At 72.2% G+C, this 14,498-nt stretch carries 12 protein-coding genes, 1 tRNA gene and 1 pseudogene; 4 read left to right on the forward strand and 10 right to left on the reverse strand.

Annotated features, from left to right (window positions below; translation table 11 throughout):
* Positions 1–8 precede the first annotated feature (8 nt).
* The 8 genes from ACZ7N4_RS13180 to ACZ7N4_RS13215 all read right to left on the reverse strand — a co-directional run bounded on the left by ACZ7N4_RS13180 (position 9) and on the right by ACZ7N4_RS13215 (position 7,675).
* Positions 9–848: a carbohydrate ABC transporter permease gene (locus tag ACZ7N4_RS13180; protein ID WP_471357989.1), complete on the reverse strand. Its 840-nt coding sequence runs from the start codon at positions 846–848 to the stop codon at positions 9–11.
* Between the two features lie 31 nt (positions 849–879).
* Positions 880–1,866, reverse strand: coding sequence for a carbohydrate ABC transporter permease (locus tag ACZ7N4_RS13185; protein ID WP_471357992.1), 987 nt, complete (start codon positions 1,864–1,866; stop codon positions 880–882).
* A 5-nt stretch (positions 1,867–1,871) separates the two neighbouring features.
* Entirely contained in the window at positions 1,872–3,188 is a 1,317-nt protein-coding gene (locus ACZ7N4_RS13190) for an ABC transporter substrate-binding protein (RefSeq protein WP_471357415.1), read from the reverse strand.
* 333 nt (positions 3,189–3,521) lie between these two features.
* Entirely contained in the window at positions 3,522–4,376 is an 855-nt protein-coding gene (locus tag ACZ7N4_RS13195; protein WP_471357418.1) for a GTP-binding protein, read from the reverse strand.
* 132 nt (positions 4,377–4,508) lie between these two features.
* Positions 4,509–4,596: transfer RNA gene (locus ACZ7N4_RS13200), tRNA-Leu, on the reverse strand.
* A 331-nt stretch (positions 4,597–4,927) separates the two neighbouring features.
* Positions 4,928–5,605: a GntR family transcriptional regulator gene (locus ACZ7N4_RS13205; protein ID WP_471357421.1), complete on the reverse strand. Its 678-nt coding sequence runs from the start codon at positions 5,603–5,605 to the stop codon at positions 4,928–4,930.
* A 151-nt stretch (positions 5,606–5,756) separates the two neighbouring features.
* Positions 5,757–6,704 (reverse strand): beta-ketoacyl-ACP synthase III, encoded by a 948-nt coding sequence (locus ACZ7N4_RS13210; RefSeq protein ID WP_471357423.1) that lies wholly within the window; start codon positions 6,702–6,704, stop codon positions 5,757–5,759.
* Between the two features lie 296 nt (positions 6,705–7,000).
* On the reverse strand, positions 7,001–7,675 hold the full coding sequence (locus tag ACZ7N4_RS13215) for a hypothetical protein (protein ID WP_471357995.1): 675 nt from the start codon (positions 7,673–7,675) through the stop codon (positions 7,001–7,003).
* A gap of 192 nt (positions 7,676–7,867) precedes the next feature.
* Here ACZ7N4_RS13215 and ACZ7N4_RS13220 point away from each other — a divergent pair.
* A pseudogene (locus ACZ7N4_RS13220) lies at positions 7,868–8,455 on the forward strand (transposase family protein); the annotation flags it as partial.
* 336 nt (positions 8,456–8,791) lie between these two features.
* Positions 8,792–9,640, forward strand: a complete 849-nt coding sequence (fdhD, locus tag ACZ7N4_RS13225) for a formate dehydrogenase accessory sulfurtransferase FdhD (RefSeq protein ID WP_471357425.1) — start codon at positions 8,792–8,794, stop codon at positions 9,638–9,640.
* Positions 9,641–9,770: 130 nt separating this feature from the next.
* Here the strand turns inward: fdhD and ACZ7N4_RS13230 are convergent, their stop codons facing one another.
* Positions 9,771–10,208 (reverse strand): MarR family winged helix-turn-helix transcriptional regulator, encoded by a 438-nt coding sequence (locus tag ACZ7N4_RS13230; RefSeq protein ID WP_471357427.1) that lies wholly within the window; start codon positions 10,206–10,208, stop codon positions 9,771–9,773.
* A gap of 133 nt (positions 10,209–10,341) precedes the next feature.
* Between ACZ7N4_RS13230 and ACZ7N4_RS13235 the strand changes: the two genes are divergently transcribed.
* Positions 10,342–11,259 carry a quinone oxidoreductase family protein gene (locus ACZ7N4_RS13235; protein ID WP_471357429.1) on the forward strand — a complete coding sequence of 306 codons (918 nt, stop codon included), beginning with the start codon at positions 10,342–10,344 and terminating at the stop codon, positions 11,257–11,259.
* Between the two features lie 127 nt (positions 11,260–11,386).
* Complete coding sequence (locus tag ACZ7N4_RS13240; RefSeq protein ID WP_471357432.1) at positions 11,387–13,264, forward strand: exo-alpha-sialidase; 1,878 nt, start codon at positions 11,387–11,389, stop codon at positions 13,262–13,264.
* On the opposite strand, the gene ACZ7N4_RS13245 is transcribed toward ACZ7N4_RS13240, so the two are convergent.
* Positions 13,214–14,350: a bile acid:sodium symporter family protein gene (locus ACZ7N4_RS13245; RefSeq protein WP_471357998.1), complete on the reverse strand. Its 1,137-nt coding sequence runs from the start codon at positions 14,348–14,350 to the stop codon at positions 13,214–13,216. The genes ACZ7N4_RS13240 and ACZ7N4_RS13245 overlap by 51 nt on opposite strands.
* Positions 14,351–14,498: the final 148 nt, after the last annotated feature.

Below are 14,498 nucleotides of genomic sequence, written 5' to 3' on the forward strand. Positions count from 1 at the left end.
GGTGGGGGTCACTTGACGGCACCCGCCGTCAGACCCGCGACGAGATAGCGCTGCAGCAGCAGGAAGCCGGCCACCACGGGCACGCTGACGACCAGCGAGGCGGCCATGATCTGGTTCCAGTAGACGTCGTTGAGGGTGGAGTAGCCCTGGAGGCCGACGGCGAGGGTGCGGGTGGTGTCGTTGGTCATGACCGACGCGAAGAGGACCTCTCCCCAGGCGGTCATGAAGGCGTACACGGCGACCGCGACGATGCCGGGCACCGCGGCCGGTACGACGATCCGGAACAGGGCGCCGAGCGGGCCGCAGCCGTCGACCAGCGCCGCCTCGTCCAGGTCGCGCGGCACCGAGTCGAAGTAACCGATCAGCATCCAGATGGAGAACGGCAGCGAGAAGGTCAGGTACGTCAGGATCAGCCCGCCGCGGGAGCCGAACAGGGCGATGCCGGTGGCGTTGCCGATGTTGACGTAGATCAGGAAGAGCGGGAGCAGGAAGAGGATGCCCGGGAGCATCTGCGTCGACAGCACGGTGACCGTGAAGACGCGTTTGCCGCGGAACTCGTGGCGGCTGACGGCGTAGGCGGCGAACACGGCGATGACCACCGAGCAGACGGTCGCCGCGCCGGCCACGATCACCGAGTTCGCGAAGTACCGGGCGAGCGGCACGGTCGACCAGATGTCGATGTACGGGCGGATCGTCAGCTCGCTGGGCAGCCAGCGGAACCGGCCGGTGACGTCGGCGAGCGGCTTCAGCGAGCTGGAGACCATCACGTACACCGGGAGGAGCACGAACCCGGCGAGCAGGGTGAGGAACACCCGGCGCGCCCACAGGAACGAACGCGGGGGCGCCATGGGCGAGACGGGTGACGGCGCCGTGGGCGGACTAGGCATCGGCGGCCCTCCGTCCGCGCGAGGTGAGCAGCAGGTATCCGCCCGTCACCACGAGCAGGAAGAGCAGCAGCAGGACGGACATGGCCGAGCCGGTGCCGAAGTTCCAGGTGACGAACGAGGACTGGTAGATGTGCACGGAGATGAGGTCGGCGGCTTCGGGCGCGGCCTTGCCGAACAGCACGTACGGCGTGTTGAAGTCGTTGAACGTCCACAGGAACAGCACCAGGACGAGCACCTGGTTGACCGGGCGCAGCGACGGCAGCGTGATGCGGCGGATCCGCTGCCACATCCCGGCGCCGTCCAGCGCGGCCGCCTCGTACAGCTCCCGGGGGATGTTCTGCAGCCCGGCCGTGACGATGAGGAACGCGAACGGCCAGCCCTTCCACACGGACACGGTCAGCAGCGCGTAGAAGCTGTTGTCGCCGATGAGCCAGAAGGACGGCTTGTCGCTGAGGTGCAGCTGGTCGTGCAGGACGTGGTTCACCAGGCCGTTGTCGTGCTGGAACATGAACACCCAGGTGATGACGGCCGCGTAGACGGGCAGCGCGTACGGCACCAGGAACAGGGCGCGCAGCAGGCCGCGCCCTCGGAAGGTGTCCTGCATGAAGACCGCGGCGGCGGTGCCGATCAGCCAGCACAGGCCGACCGACAGCAGGGTGAAGCCGACGGTGGTGCCGAAGGACTGGAGCAGCGCCTTGCCGACGGGGGCGTCGAAGTCGACCGACACCCGGTAGTTGTCGACGCCGCTCCACGGGGCGGTGCCCCAGTCGCGGATGTAGAACTGGGTGAGCTGCTTGAAGCTCATCACGACGCCGATCGCCATCGGCACCAGGTGGACGAGGAGTTCGAGGAGCAGGGCGGGCAGGAGCAGCAGGTACGGCAGGGAGAGGCGGCGGATCCGCCCGGTGCGGCGGCGGGGTTCGCGCACCGCACCGGGGGACGTCTCGCGCGCCGGTTCCTTCAGCGCGGTGGTCGTCATCGTGGTCACGCCGCCGGCATCTGCTGCTGGGCCTTCTCCAGTTTCGCCCGGACGTCGTCCGCGGTGACGGCGCGTCCGGCGGCGGCGTCCGCGAACAGCTCCTTGACGGCCGTACCGACCGCCGTCTCGAACTGCGACTCGGAGGGCACCTGGGGCAGGGCGGCGGCGCTCGTGGCGAGCGTGTTCTTCAGCACCGCGGTGGCCGGGGCGCCGAACGCGGGGTCCGACTGGGCGGACGTGACCGGCGGGATGGAGCTGTAGGCCCTGTTGAGGGTCTTCTGCTCGGCGTCGGAGGTCATGAACTTCACGAACTTCGTGGCGCCGTCGAGGTTGTGCGTGCTCTTGAAGACGGCGATGTTGATGCCCATGACCGCCGAGTTGACCTGGGTGCCGCCGCCGGGTTTTCCGGAGAGCACCGGCACGGGCGCGATGCCGTAGGCGTCCTCGCTCATGCCCTGGGAGGTGAGGTTGGCGGCGGCGGACTGCCACAAGAGCATCGCCTGCCTGCCCTTGGCGAAGTCGCTGACGGACTGGTTCTGCGCGTACTCGGCGTCGCCGACCGGGATGGCCTTGTCCTTGGCCATCAGGTCGACGTACCTCTTCACCGCCTGGATCACCTTGGGGTTGGTGAAGTCCGGCTTGCCGTCGGCGGTGAAGAAGTCGGCGCCGTGCTGCTTGGCGAAGACGAAGACGTGGTGGATGTTCTCCGACAGGTTGGCACCCTCGGCGCCGAGCGCGGACTTGCCCTTGGCCCTGATCTTCCTGGCGTCGGCGACCAGTTCGTCCCAGGTGGCCGGGGGCTTGGCGATGCCGGCGTCGGCGAAGATCTGCTTGTTGTAGTAGAGCGCGTACGCCATCGAGTACAGCGGGACCGCCGCCGGGTCCTTGCCCGGGGCGCCGGTCGAGCCGAGCGCGGTCGCGGCGAAGCGGTCCTTGCCGCCTATCTTCGCGAAGTTCCGTTCGTCCCAGGGCAGCAGCGCGCCGGTCGCCTGGAGGGAGGCGCTCCAGGTGTTGCCGATGTTCAGCACGTCGGGGCCCTGGCCCGACGTGGTCGCGGTCAGGATCCGGTTCAGCAGGTCCGACCAGGGCACGACCTCCAGCTTCACCTTGATGCCGGTCTGCTTCTCGAACCTGTCGAGTTCGGGCTGGAGCACCTTCTTGTCCACGGCGACGCTGGCGCCCTGGTTGGAGGCCCAGTACGTCAGCGTCCTGGGCGAGTCGTTCGACCCGCCGCCGGTGGACGATCCGCCTCCGCAGGCCGTGGCCGCAAGGGCGAGAGACAGGGTGACGGCGCCTACGGCCGCGGCTCGGATCCTGCGCATGGCTCCCGGTGTCCCTTCAGGGATTGCACTCATGACTTAATTTAGGACGTGAGTTAATCCGTCGGAGCGGCGCACGTCAAGAGATCGGGCAGTTCCGCCGGCACGTCGAGGGCTACGGCGCCGGGGGACCGTCGGCGGACCGGGGCGGCCGGGGCTGCGCCGGGTCGAAGCGGGGCGCGCGCAGGCCCCAGGCGCCGCTGACGACGGCCCCGGCGGACGAGTCGATCCCGCGGAACCCGATGACGGAGGGACCGCCGTCCGGCCCGGCCGGCCCGCACCACGGGCCACGACGGTGGCTCATGGCGCGGGCCGGCGCGCGGGCGTACACGCTCCTTACCGGACCGGCGCCGGTGACGATGCCGGCGCCGATGCCGGTGCCGGTGCGTAGCCGGCGGGCCGGGTGGTGAAGGTGCCCCGGCCCTGGGTACGGCTGCGCAACCGGGTGGCGTAGCCGAACAGTTCGGCCAGCGGCACGGTCGCGGTCAGTACGGCCGCGCCACCGCGGTTCTCCGAGCCGCCGACCCGGCCGCGCCGGGCGGCCAGCTCCTCAGGCACCGCGCCCTCCACGGCCGTACCCTCGCCCTCGCCCCACACCCGGGACCGCATCCGCACCAGGTCCACGACGCCGGTGAAGCCGTCCTCGGTGCCGATCGGCAGCTGGACGACGAGCGGCACGAGGTGCAGCCGGTCGCGGATGGAGGCCACGGCCCGGTCGAGGTCGGCGCCCGCGCTGTCCAGCTTGTTGACGAACGCGATCCTCGGGACGCCGTGCCGGTCGGCCTGCCGCCACACCGACTCGCTCTGCGGTTCCACACCGGCCACGGCGTCGAACACGGCGACCGCCCCGTCCAGGACGCGCAGCGAGCGCTCGACCTCGTCGGCGAAGTCGACGTGGCCGGGGGTGTCGATGAGATTGATGCGGTGACCGTTCCAGGCGCAGCTCACGGCGGCGGCGAAGATGGTGATACCGCGGTCGCGCTCCTGCGGGTCGAAGTCGGTGACGGTGGTGCCGTCGTGCACCTCGCCCCGCTTGTGGGTGGTGCCCGTCGCGTACAGGATCCGCTCGGTGACGGTGGTCTTGCCGGCGTCGACGTGGGCGAGGATGCCCAGGTTGCGGACGGAGGCGAGGGTGTCGATGTGGGTGCGCTGCCGGGTCGCCCGGGCCGCGGGATTCGTCGCGGAGGGCATCGAGCGGCAGAAGTTGGAGTACGACGGGGTGCGCTACGACGTCGAGCGCCATGCGAGATTGGCCAGCGACGACCAGTCGGCGACCCCACCGCCGGAAAAACAGAAAAACCCCAGGTGAACTGGGGTCTCTGCTGGTGTCCGAGGGGGGACTTGAACCCCCACGCCCGATAAAGGGCACTAGCACCTCAAGCTAGCGCGTCTGCCATTCCGCCACCCGGACCAGGTGTCTGCCGCCTTGCGGGTGTGTTCCCCGCGGCGACATGGACAACAATACCAAGGTTTCGGAGTGCGTTTCACCTGCGTATCCGTCCGCCGGGCGGCCCGGGGCCGCGGGATTGGCGACGGTATACAGTCCGCGAGGCCCTGTGTGCCGAACGTGGTCGTCGGGCGGGGCGGGCACGGGCGGGAAGCCCCCGGTTTCGCTCCGGCCGGACCCCCAGGAGGTGAGGGGGAACGCACGCGGCCCCCTCGGCCGTGGAGATCCTGCCCGACCTGGACGCGGCGCTCCGCAGCTGACGGGCGTTGCCGGTGCGCCCCGCGACGGGCGTCGCTCAGGTCGCGTTACGCTCGTGGTACGCCCGCCGGGTGTGCTCGGTGTGTTCGCGCATCAGCTCGGTGGCGCGCCGCTCGTCACGGGCGGCGATCGCGGTGATCAGCGCGCGGTGCTCGATCCACGACTGCCGGCCGCGCCGGCGGGCCACCGGCGTGTAGTACCAGCGGACCCGCCGGTCGACCTGGGCGGCGAGTCCGGCGAGGACGGTGTTGCCGGCCAGTTCCATCACCTTGGCGTGGAAGGCGGCGTTGAGGGCGACCGCACGGTCCACGTCCTCGTCCGCCACCGCCTGCTCGCCCTCGGCGCACAGCTCCTCCAGGGCCGCGATGCCGGGGCTCCCCGTGTGCGCGGCGGCCAGGCGGGCCGCCTCCGCCTCCAGCAGGGTGCGGACCGTGAGCAGCTGGTCGGCCTCCTCCTCGGTCGGCGCGTGCACGAACGCGCCCTGGGCGGGCCGCAGATCGACCCATCCCTCGGTGTTGAGCCGCTGGAGCGCCTCGCGCACGGGCTGCCGCGAGACACCTAGGTGCCCGGCGAGTTCGCTCTCGACGAGGTGCCGGCCCGGCTGCAGCGCGCGGGTGGTGATCAGCTCCAGCAGGGCCTCGTACACGCGTTCCCGCAGCGGTCCGGGCCGGTCCAGTCTGGGCAGCGCCCCCGGCGGCAGTCCGGTCGACAACATCGCGGTCCCTCCTGGCGGGGTCTGGACGCGTGGGCGTCGGACGCGTGCGCTGGACGCTCAGTATCGAGTGTCGTTCGTCTACGGTCCACGGCGCTCCGCGTCCACGGGCGGGCGCGCGGAGTCTTGGCCAAGGGACAGCGCACGTCCCGGTTCAGGGACAGCGCACGACCTGGCCGGCGTAGGAGAGGTTGCCGCCGAAGCCGAAGAGCAGCACGGGGTCGCCGGTGCTGACCGCTCCCTGTTCGAGCAGCTTGGAGAAGGCGAGCGGGATGCTGGCGGCCGAGGTGTTGCCGGACTCGGTGACATCGCGGGCGATGACCGCGTTGACGGCGCCGAGCTTCTCGGCCAGCGGCTCGATGATCCGCAGGTTGGCCTGGTGCAGGACGACCCCGGCGAGGTCCTCGGGTGCCACCCGGGCCTTCTCGCAGGCCTGGCGCGCGATGGCCGGCAGCTGGGTGGTGGCCCAGCGGTAGACGCTCTGGCCCTCCTGGGCGAACCGCGGCGGCGTCCCCTCGATCCGTACGGCGTGCCCCATCTCCGGCACCGAGCCCCACAGCACCGGTCCGACACCGGGCTCCTCCCCCGGCGGGCAGGCCGTCAGGACGGCGGCCCCGGCCCCGTCGCCGACCAGGACACAGGTCCCGCGGTCGGTCCAGTCGGTCACGTCGGACATCTTGTCGGCGCCGATGACCAGGGCGCGGGTGGCGGCGCCGGCCCGGAGGGTGTGGTCGGCGGTGGCCAGGGCGTGGGTGAAGCCGGCGCACACCACGTTGACGTCCATGGCGGCGGGCCGGGGGATGCCGAGCCGGGCCGCGACGCGGGCGGCGGTGTTCGGGGAGCGGTCGACCGCGGTGGAGGTGGCGACGAGCACCAGGTCGATGTCGGCGGGGCCTAGCCCGGCCGCGGCGAGGGCCTTGGCGGCGGCGTGCGCGGCCAGCTCGTCCACGGGCTCGTCGGGGCCGGCGATGTGCCGGGTGCGGATGCCCACCCGGGTGCGGATCCACTCGTCACTGGTGTCGACCATGCCCGCCAGGTCCTCGTTGGTGAGCACCTGGGCGGGCTGGTAGTGACCGATGGCGGCGATGCGTGAGCCGTTCATGCCGGGGATCCCCTCGTGGCCGTGGGTAGCGGGAATGCACCAGTCTGATCAGTGACTCACGGGTACGACGGCAGGTGAAGCCACAGGAATCGGGCTCCGGGATTGTCGGCTCTCCTCAGACGGTCTCCTCGGACAGCGGGACGCGCATCGAGGAGACCCGGAACACGGGGTGCGCGGGACCGCCGTTCGACCTGGCGGTCATGGACGAGGCCCACCGGATCACGGGAGGTGCCCCTCCGTGACGCGGCCAGGAGTGCGTGGCTCGGAGGAAGCGCTCGCCCCACTGCGCGTCGGCCTCAGCGCTGGGGGGCCGGCTGAAGATCGGCGTGCCGGACGGTGTAGCCGCCTTTGACGACGGGGGCGTACGGGGCTGGAGCCATACAGGTGCCGACCTCGGCCTCCGAGGGCGCGCCGGTGCCACCCGGCAGCAGGTTCACCACCTCCCATGAAAACCCCACCCGGTCGCGGAAACGGCCCTTGTCATTGCCGCCGTCGTAGACGCTGAACCCGAGTCGCTTGCCCATCCAGGGCGGCCCGCCGGGGCTGACCTTGGTGATGACGGCGGTGAGGGTCGCGGTGCGCGGGCCGGTGACCAGGCAGTCCACCTGCCCTTCGGCGGTGTAGGTCACGTTCCGATCGGCGGAGTAGTGGGACACCTTCACCGTGCCTCGGGCATCGGTGGGCAGACCGGTGGGAATTCCGGGCAGCGGACTGCTGTACGGCTCGGCGTGCGCGTCGAAGGTGAACGAGCGGATGTCGGCGTCCGGGTGGTAGGGAAGCACGAACGTGGCGCTGCCCGTCACACTCGCTCTCCCGGTTGTCTTCTGCGCGGTGACGCGGATCCCGTTGCCGTGGTTGCTGCTGTCGTTCTCGGCACCGCCGCTGTCGGCCGAAGCGGACACGGCGGCGCTCACGGCGCCCATCGTGGCGAGGACCGCCAGTACGGCCACCACCCTGCGGGGGGAAGACATGAAAGGCACGTAGAACTCCTACGGGAAAGGCGAGTTGGAGGAGAGAAGCGCTCCTGCGCGCTGCGACAGCACCATCGTTCACGAAGGACGACGGCGCCCCATCCACCTGGCGCTGTAACTGCCGGCCCTCTCCGTCATTCCCCGGTCGCCACCCACCTCGCCCTGAAGTAGCAAGGCGGTGTGGCGGGAGGCGCGCAGGGCGCCGGTGCCCGCTGTCGACTGGTGTTCGTGGACCGGCCGGCCGTCACGCTGATTCACCTGCGGCACGACCTGCCTCACGTCGTCTTCGGTGTGCTGTCCGACGTCGACCGCTCGACCGTCACCCGGGCCGTCGGTGAGAGAGGCCGACTGCCGGCGGAGCGGGGTTCCGCTGTTCCGAGGGGGTCGAGTCGAGGCCGGCGCCACCGAGATCCAGGCCCGGCGGCCCGCCGCGGGCCGGGGGAGGCAGGCGGGCGTTCGTGTCGGGCAGGACGAGGCAGAACACGATGAACGCCACTGTCATCTCCGACCACCAGGGCCGCGCCCTGTGGGCCGATGGCCTGCGACCGGTGCGGACGCACGATGCGACCGCAGTTCGCGCCGCCGGCACCACCGGCTGCTTCCAGCACTTCGAGCCGGTGGAAGTGCCACTCGACGACGGCTGCCTCCTGAGCCTGAGCCGTGACCATCCCGGCCGAGCTCTCACCCGGCCCAGAAAGCCACGCCGGAGCACTGCCCGGCAGAGTCGGACAGTGGGAGCGCGATCGGCACAGCCACGCATCCGACCGCATCACCGTCGAGCCCACCTCACCTACCGTGAACGCTGGAACGACGCATACGCTGGCCCCCCGACGCGATCGCCTGCCCGACACCTGCCGGGCCATCGCCGCCTCGCCTCCGACCGCACTGCCATGTCTGCCCGGCGGGCCTCGACCCCGGCCGCGCAGCGGAAGACGGAGACGCGACGGGACCGCCCACGCCGGGCACGGTCGCGTACCGGCGGGAGGGCCGGCCGGCGGGCTTCGGCCGGCGCCCTTGTCGGCAGTGACCTGCGCGTCGCCCGTCCCCGTGCAGGACAATGAGCCGTGAAGGGCCGTTTCGGCTGCCAGCGCGTACAGAACCGGGGCTGATCAGGACATGGGACGAGTCACGGAACGCCGCAAGGTCCTCCGCATACGGGACGGCGCGGTCTCCACCCGCCCGGACACGCTCGTCGCCGAGGAGCCCCTGGAGATCCGGCTGAACGGCAAGCCGCTCGCGATCACCATGCGCACCCCCGGCGACGACTTCGCGCTGGCGGCCGGCTTCCTGGTGAGCGAGGGCGTCCTGGCCTCGGCGGCCGATCTGCAGAACATCGTCTACTGCGCGGGCGCCACGGCGGACGGCTCCAACACCTACAACGTGGTCGACGTGAAGACCGCGCCCGGTGTCGTCCTGCCGGACTTCACCCTGGAGCGGAACGTCTACACCTCCTCCTCGTGCGGGCTGTGCGGCAAGGCCAGCCTGGACGCCGTCCGTACGACCACGCGCTGGCCGATCGCCGACACTCCCCCGCTCCGGGTCACGCCCGAGCTGCTGGCGGCCCTGCCCGACCGGCTGCGGGAGGCCCAGCGGGTGTTCGACCGGACCGGGGGGCTGCACGCGGCGGCCCTGTTCGACGAGGCGGGGCGGCTCCTGGACACCCGGGAGGACGTGGGCCGGCACAACGCGGTCGACAAACTGATCGGACGGGCCCTGCAGAAGGACGGGCTGCCGCTGTCCCGGACGATCCTCATGGTCTCCGGCCGGGCCTCGTTCGAGCTGGCGCAGAAGGCCGTGATGGCGGGCATCCCCGTGCTCGCGGCCGTGTCGGCGCCCTCGTCGCTCGCGGTGGACCTGGCCGCGGAGACGGGGCTGACCCTGGTGGGCTTCCTGCGCGGCAGCTCGATGAACGTGTACGCCGGCGAGGACCGGATCGCCCTGCGGGAGCCGGCGGCCCGGGGCTGAGCCGGCGCCGGGCGGGCGTCACGCCTCAGGCATCAGGCATCAGGCGTCAGGCGTCACGCCCCAGGCGTCAGGCCTCACGGCTCAGGCGTCACGCCCCAGGCGTCAGGCCTCACGGCTCAGGCGTCAGGCGTCAGGCGCCCGTGCCGGAGATCCGCAGCAACAGGTCCACGAACTGGTCCCGTTCGGCGGCCGACAGCGGGGCGAGGAGCGCGTCGTTGGCCTCGCGGGCCGCCCTCTCGCAGCGGACGAGGAGCCGGGCGCCCTCCTCGGTGAGGGAGACGGCGTTCTTGCGCCGGTCGCGGGGGTCGGGGGCACGCTCGACCAGGCCCGCGGACTGCAGGTCGTTGAGGATGCCGACGACGTCCTTGGGGTCGAGGCTCACACTGCGGCCGAGGTCGGCCTGGGCCACCGGGGCGAGGTCCCGGACGGCGGAGAGCAGGACGTGGTGCCACATCTTCAGCCCCTCGGCGGCGAGGGCCTCGGCGACCAGGGCGCGGCCCCGCGCGGCGGCCCGTCCGAGGAGCCAGCTGGGCAGGGATCGGATCGCGGGCAGGGGTGCTTCGGCCATGCCCGCAGCCTAGCCGAACAATCATTGGACTTCCCAACGAACTTCCCCTACCGTTGGGGCTCCCCATGAATTCATGGGGACTCCCAACGATCCGCCGTGCCGGGCCCCGTCCGGCCGGCCACTGGAGGTCGCGATGCGCCGTGTCCGGTACGAGTCCACCGGCGGCCCCCTGTTCGTGGAAGAGGCGCCGGTGCCCGAACCCGGTCCCGGTGAGCTGCTGGTGCGGTGCGCGGCCGTCGGCGTCACCCTGCCGATGGTCCGCAAGGTGACCGAGGCCGCGGAACCGGTACCGCTGGGCGGTGAGCTGGCGGGCGAGGTGGTCGCGGCCGGCGAGGGCGTGACCCGCTTCCGCGCCGGCGACCGGGTGACCGGGCTGTGCTTCGGGCACGGGTACGCCGAGTACGCCGTCGTGCACGAGGCCATGGCGTCGCCGGTACCGGACGGCGCCGACGCCGTGACCGCGGTCGCGCTGGTGCGCAGCGGCCTGGTGGCGCTGGGCGTGCTGGAGGCGGCGCGGCTCGCACCGGGCGAGTCGGTCCTCGTCACGGCGGCGGCGAGCGGCGTCGGCCACCTCGCCGTCCAGCTGGCGCGGGCCCGGGGTGCCGGACGGGTCGTCGGTGCGGTGTCCGGCCCGGCGAAGGCGGACTTCGTGCGCTCGCTCGGCGCGGACGACTGCGTCCGGTACGGCGACGACGGCTGGGGCGACCCGGTCCACTGCGTCCTGGACGCCGTCGGCGGCGACCTGCTCGGCCCCGCCCTCGCCGCGCTCGCCCCGCACGGCCGGCTGGTCGCCTACAGCTCGGGCGGCGGCACCATCGCGGCCTACGACCTGCTGGTGGGCGGCAAGTCGGTGATCGGCTTCCAGATGGCACTGATCGCCCGCGGCCGGCCGGACCTGTACGAGCGGTGGCGGCAGGAGCTGTGGCGGCTGTTCACCGAGGGCGCCCTGAGGCCGGCCGTGCACGGCGAGTTCGCCCTGGCGGACGCGGCGGCGGCGCACGAGGCCGTGACGAGCCGGGCCAACCTCGGCAAGGTCGTCCTGCGCCCGTAACCGTCCGCACGCTTCTTGTGACGCGGACCACTCCCCATTACCGTCGAGGGGACGCACGTCATGGGATGTCCGGATGTCCGAATGTCCGGATGTCCGGATGTCCGGCTGACGAAGGGCAGGTCGCACCGTGCCGTCATCTCTGCGGGTCCGTCTCAGATCGTCGTCGGCCACCGCCGCCGTCACCGCCGCCGGCCTCCTCCTCGCCCTCGCCCCCGCCCACCCGGTCCACGCCCGGCCGGCGGTCGGGAAACCGGAGTTCGAGCAGCAGGTGCTGTTCAAGGCCGCCCAGGACCCCGGCTACGCGTGCTTCCGCATCCCGGCGGTCGTCCGGACGGGCGACGGCACGCTGCTGGCGTTCGCCGAGGGCCGGGTCCTCAACTGCGGGGACGCTGCCGACATCGACATCGTCCTCAAGCGCTCCACCGACGGCGGGCGCACCTGGGGGCCGTTACGGGTGGTCAACGAGGGCGCCGGCGACACCCACGGCAACCCGGCGCCGGTCGTGGACCGGGACACCGGCCGCATATGGCTCGCCGAGACCTACAACACGGGCCGTACCGACAGCGCCGGTTGCTCGGTTCCCTGCAACCGCACCCCGCACCTGCAGTACAGCGACGACGACGGCCTCAGCTGGTCGCAGCCGCGCGACCTGAGCCCGGAGATCCTGCCCGCCGACTGGAACTCCTGGTACGCCACCGGGCCCGTGCACGGCATCCAGCTGACCCGCGGCCGGTACGCGGGGCGCCTGGTCTTCGGGGTCAACACCGAGACGTGGAACGGCAGCAGGGTCACCGCCAACCACGCGGCCCTGGTCGTCAGCGACGACCACGGCGGCCACTGGCGGATCGGCGCCACCGACAGCCGGCCCGTCGCCGCCGACGGCACCTTCCGGCAGAAGCCCTCCGAACTCGCCCTCGTCGAGCGCGGGGACGGCGCGGTCCTGGTCAGCGGCCGGGAACAGGACGGCACCGACCTCGGCCACCGCACCCAGGCCGTCAGCCGCGACGGCGGCACCAGCTTCACCGCGCCCTTCCGCGACCTGCCCGGCCTGTACACGCCGCAGGTGCAGGGTTCGCTGCTGCGCCTCGGCGACCGCCTGCTGCTGGCCTGCCCCGGCGACCCCGACCGGCGCCGCACGATGATGGTCCGCTCCTCCTACGACGGCGGCCGGACCTGGGACGGCGTCGACCGCGGCACGGTCGTCACCACGGACTGGTCCGGCTACTCCGACCTGGTGCGCATCGGCTCCGGCACGGTCGGCCTGCTCTACGAGGGCGGGGCGGTGGACGCGCGCGACGAGATCCGCTTCGCACGCTTCACGGAGGACTGGCTCGCCCCGCGCCGCGGCCCCGACCCCGTCACCCCCGACCTCGCCGCACGCGCCCGTCCGGCGGCGGTGCTCGGTGCCCCGGAGGTGGTGGACGGCGTGTCCGGGAACGCCCTGGAGCTCGACGGCACCGACGACGCCGTACGCCTGCCGTACCGCGCCGGCCTGCCGCTGGGCACGAAGGACTTCACCGTCTCGCTGTGGTTCCGTTACACGGCGGCCTCCGGGGAGCAGCCGCTGCTGTGGATGGGCGGGATCGGCACCAGCCAGCCGCAGGTGTGGCTGCGCGGGGAACCGGCGAGCAAGCGGGTCCAGGGGCTGATCACCGTACGGAACGGGGCCGGTGCCCCGCAGACCGCGTACGTCCGCACGGGGAGCACGTACAACGACGGCACATGGCACCGGGCGGTCCTGCGCCGGGGCGGCGGCCGGCTGTCGCTGTCCGTCGACGGTACGGAGTCCTCCGTCGCCGACGTCCCGGGTTCGGTGAGCCGTGACTCACCGTTCGGCGTCCACCTCGGTCAGCGGATGGACAGCCGCGCCTTCCTCACCGGCGCGCTGGACGAGGTGCGCGTCTGGGACCGGGCGCTCACCGACGAGGAGCTGGCGGACCCGGAGGTGCTGCGGTCACCGCAGGACACGGTTCTCCGGCTGCCCCTCGACCGGGTGCGCGGCTGACCCCCCGGGGGCGTCCGTGGCCGCTCCGGAGTCCGCGGCCGTAGCCGCTCCGGAGTCCGCGGCCGTAGCCGCCCCGGGGCCCGCGTCCCTGGCCGCCTCGGGGCCCGCGTCCGTTGCCGTCCCCGGATCCGGGTCCGTGGCCGCCTCGGGATCACGGGCCCGGCGCTTCGCGAGGACCGCGCACACCATCAACTGCATCTGGTGGAAGAGCATCAGTGGCAGGACGGCCAGGGAGGCCTGGCCGCCGAACAGGACGCTCGCCATCGGCAGCCCGGAGGCGAGGGACTTCTTCGACCCGGCGAACTGGATGGCGATCCGGTCCGCGCGGCCGAAGCCCAGCGCCCTGGCGCCGTACCAGGTCAGGACCAGCATCACGGCCAGCAGAACGGCCTCGACGCCGAGCAGCCCCGCCAGCCGTACCGGACGGACCTGGTGCCAGACGCCCCGGTTCATGCCCTCGCTGAAGGCGTTGTAGACGACCAGCAGGATCGAGCCGCGGTCGACGAGGCCGAGGACCTTCTTGTGCCGGGTGACGAACCCGCCGATCCAGCGCCGCAGCACCTGCCCGGCGAGGAACGGCACGAGCAGCTGGAGCACGATCTTCACCAGGGAGTCGGTCGAGAAGCCGACCGCCTCGCCGCCGAGCAGGCCCGCCGCGAGCAGCGGGGTGAGGACGATACCGACGAGGGAGGAGAAGGACCCGGCGCAGATCGCGGCGGGCACGTTGCCGCGGGCGATCGAGGTGAACGCGATGGACGACTGGATCGTCGACGGCACCAGCGTCAGGAAGAGCAGGCCCTGGTAGAGGGGCTGGTCCAGCAGGACCGGCACCAGAGCGCGCGCGGCCAGCCCGAACACCGGGAAGAGGACGAAGGTGCAGACCAGCACGGTGAGGTGGAGCCGCCAGTGACGCAGCCCGTCCAGCGCCTCACGGGTGGACAGCCGGGCGCCGTACAGGAAGAAGAGGAAGGCGATCGCGGCCGTGGACGCGCCCGAGGTGACGTCGGCGGCGGTGCCCCGGGCGGGGAGGAGCGCGGCGAGACCCACCGTCCCGAGCAGCAGCACGATGTACGGGTCGACCGGCATCCAGCTCGGCCAGCGCAGGCGTTTCACGGTGCTCCGATCGCTGTGGGTGACGGGCGGTCCCGGGCCGTAAGGGCCCTCTCCATCGTCCTCCCCCGCCCGCTGATCGGGAATCCCGCACACCACTCTGACTGCCATCGTGATCCGTGAT

The sequence above is a fragment of the Streptomyces sp. NPDC107654 genome, from assembly GCF_055639035.1.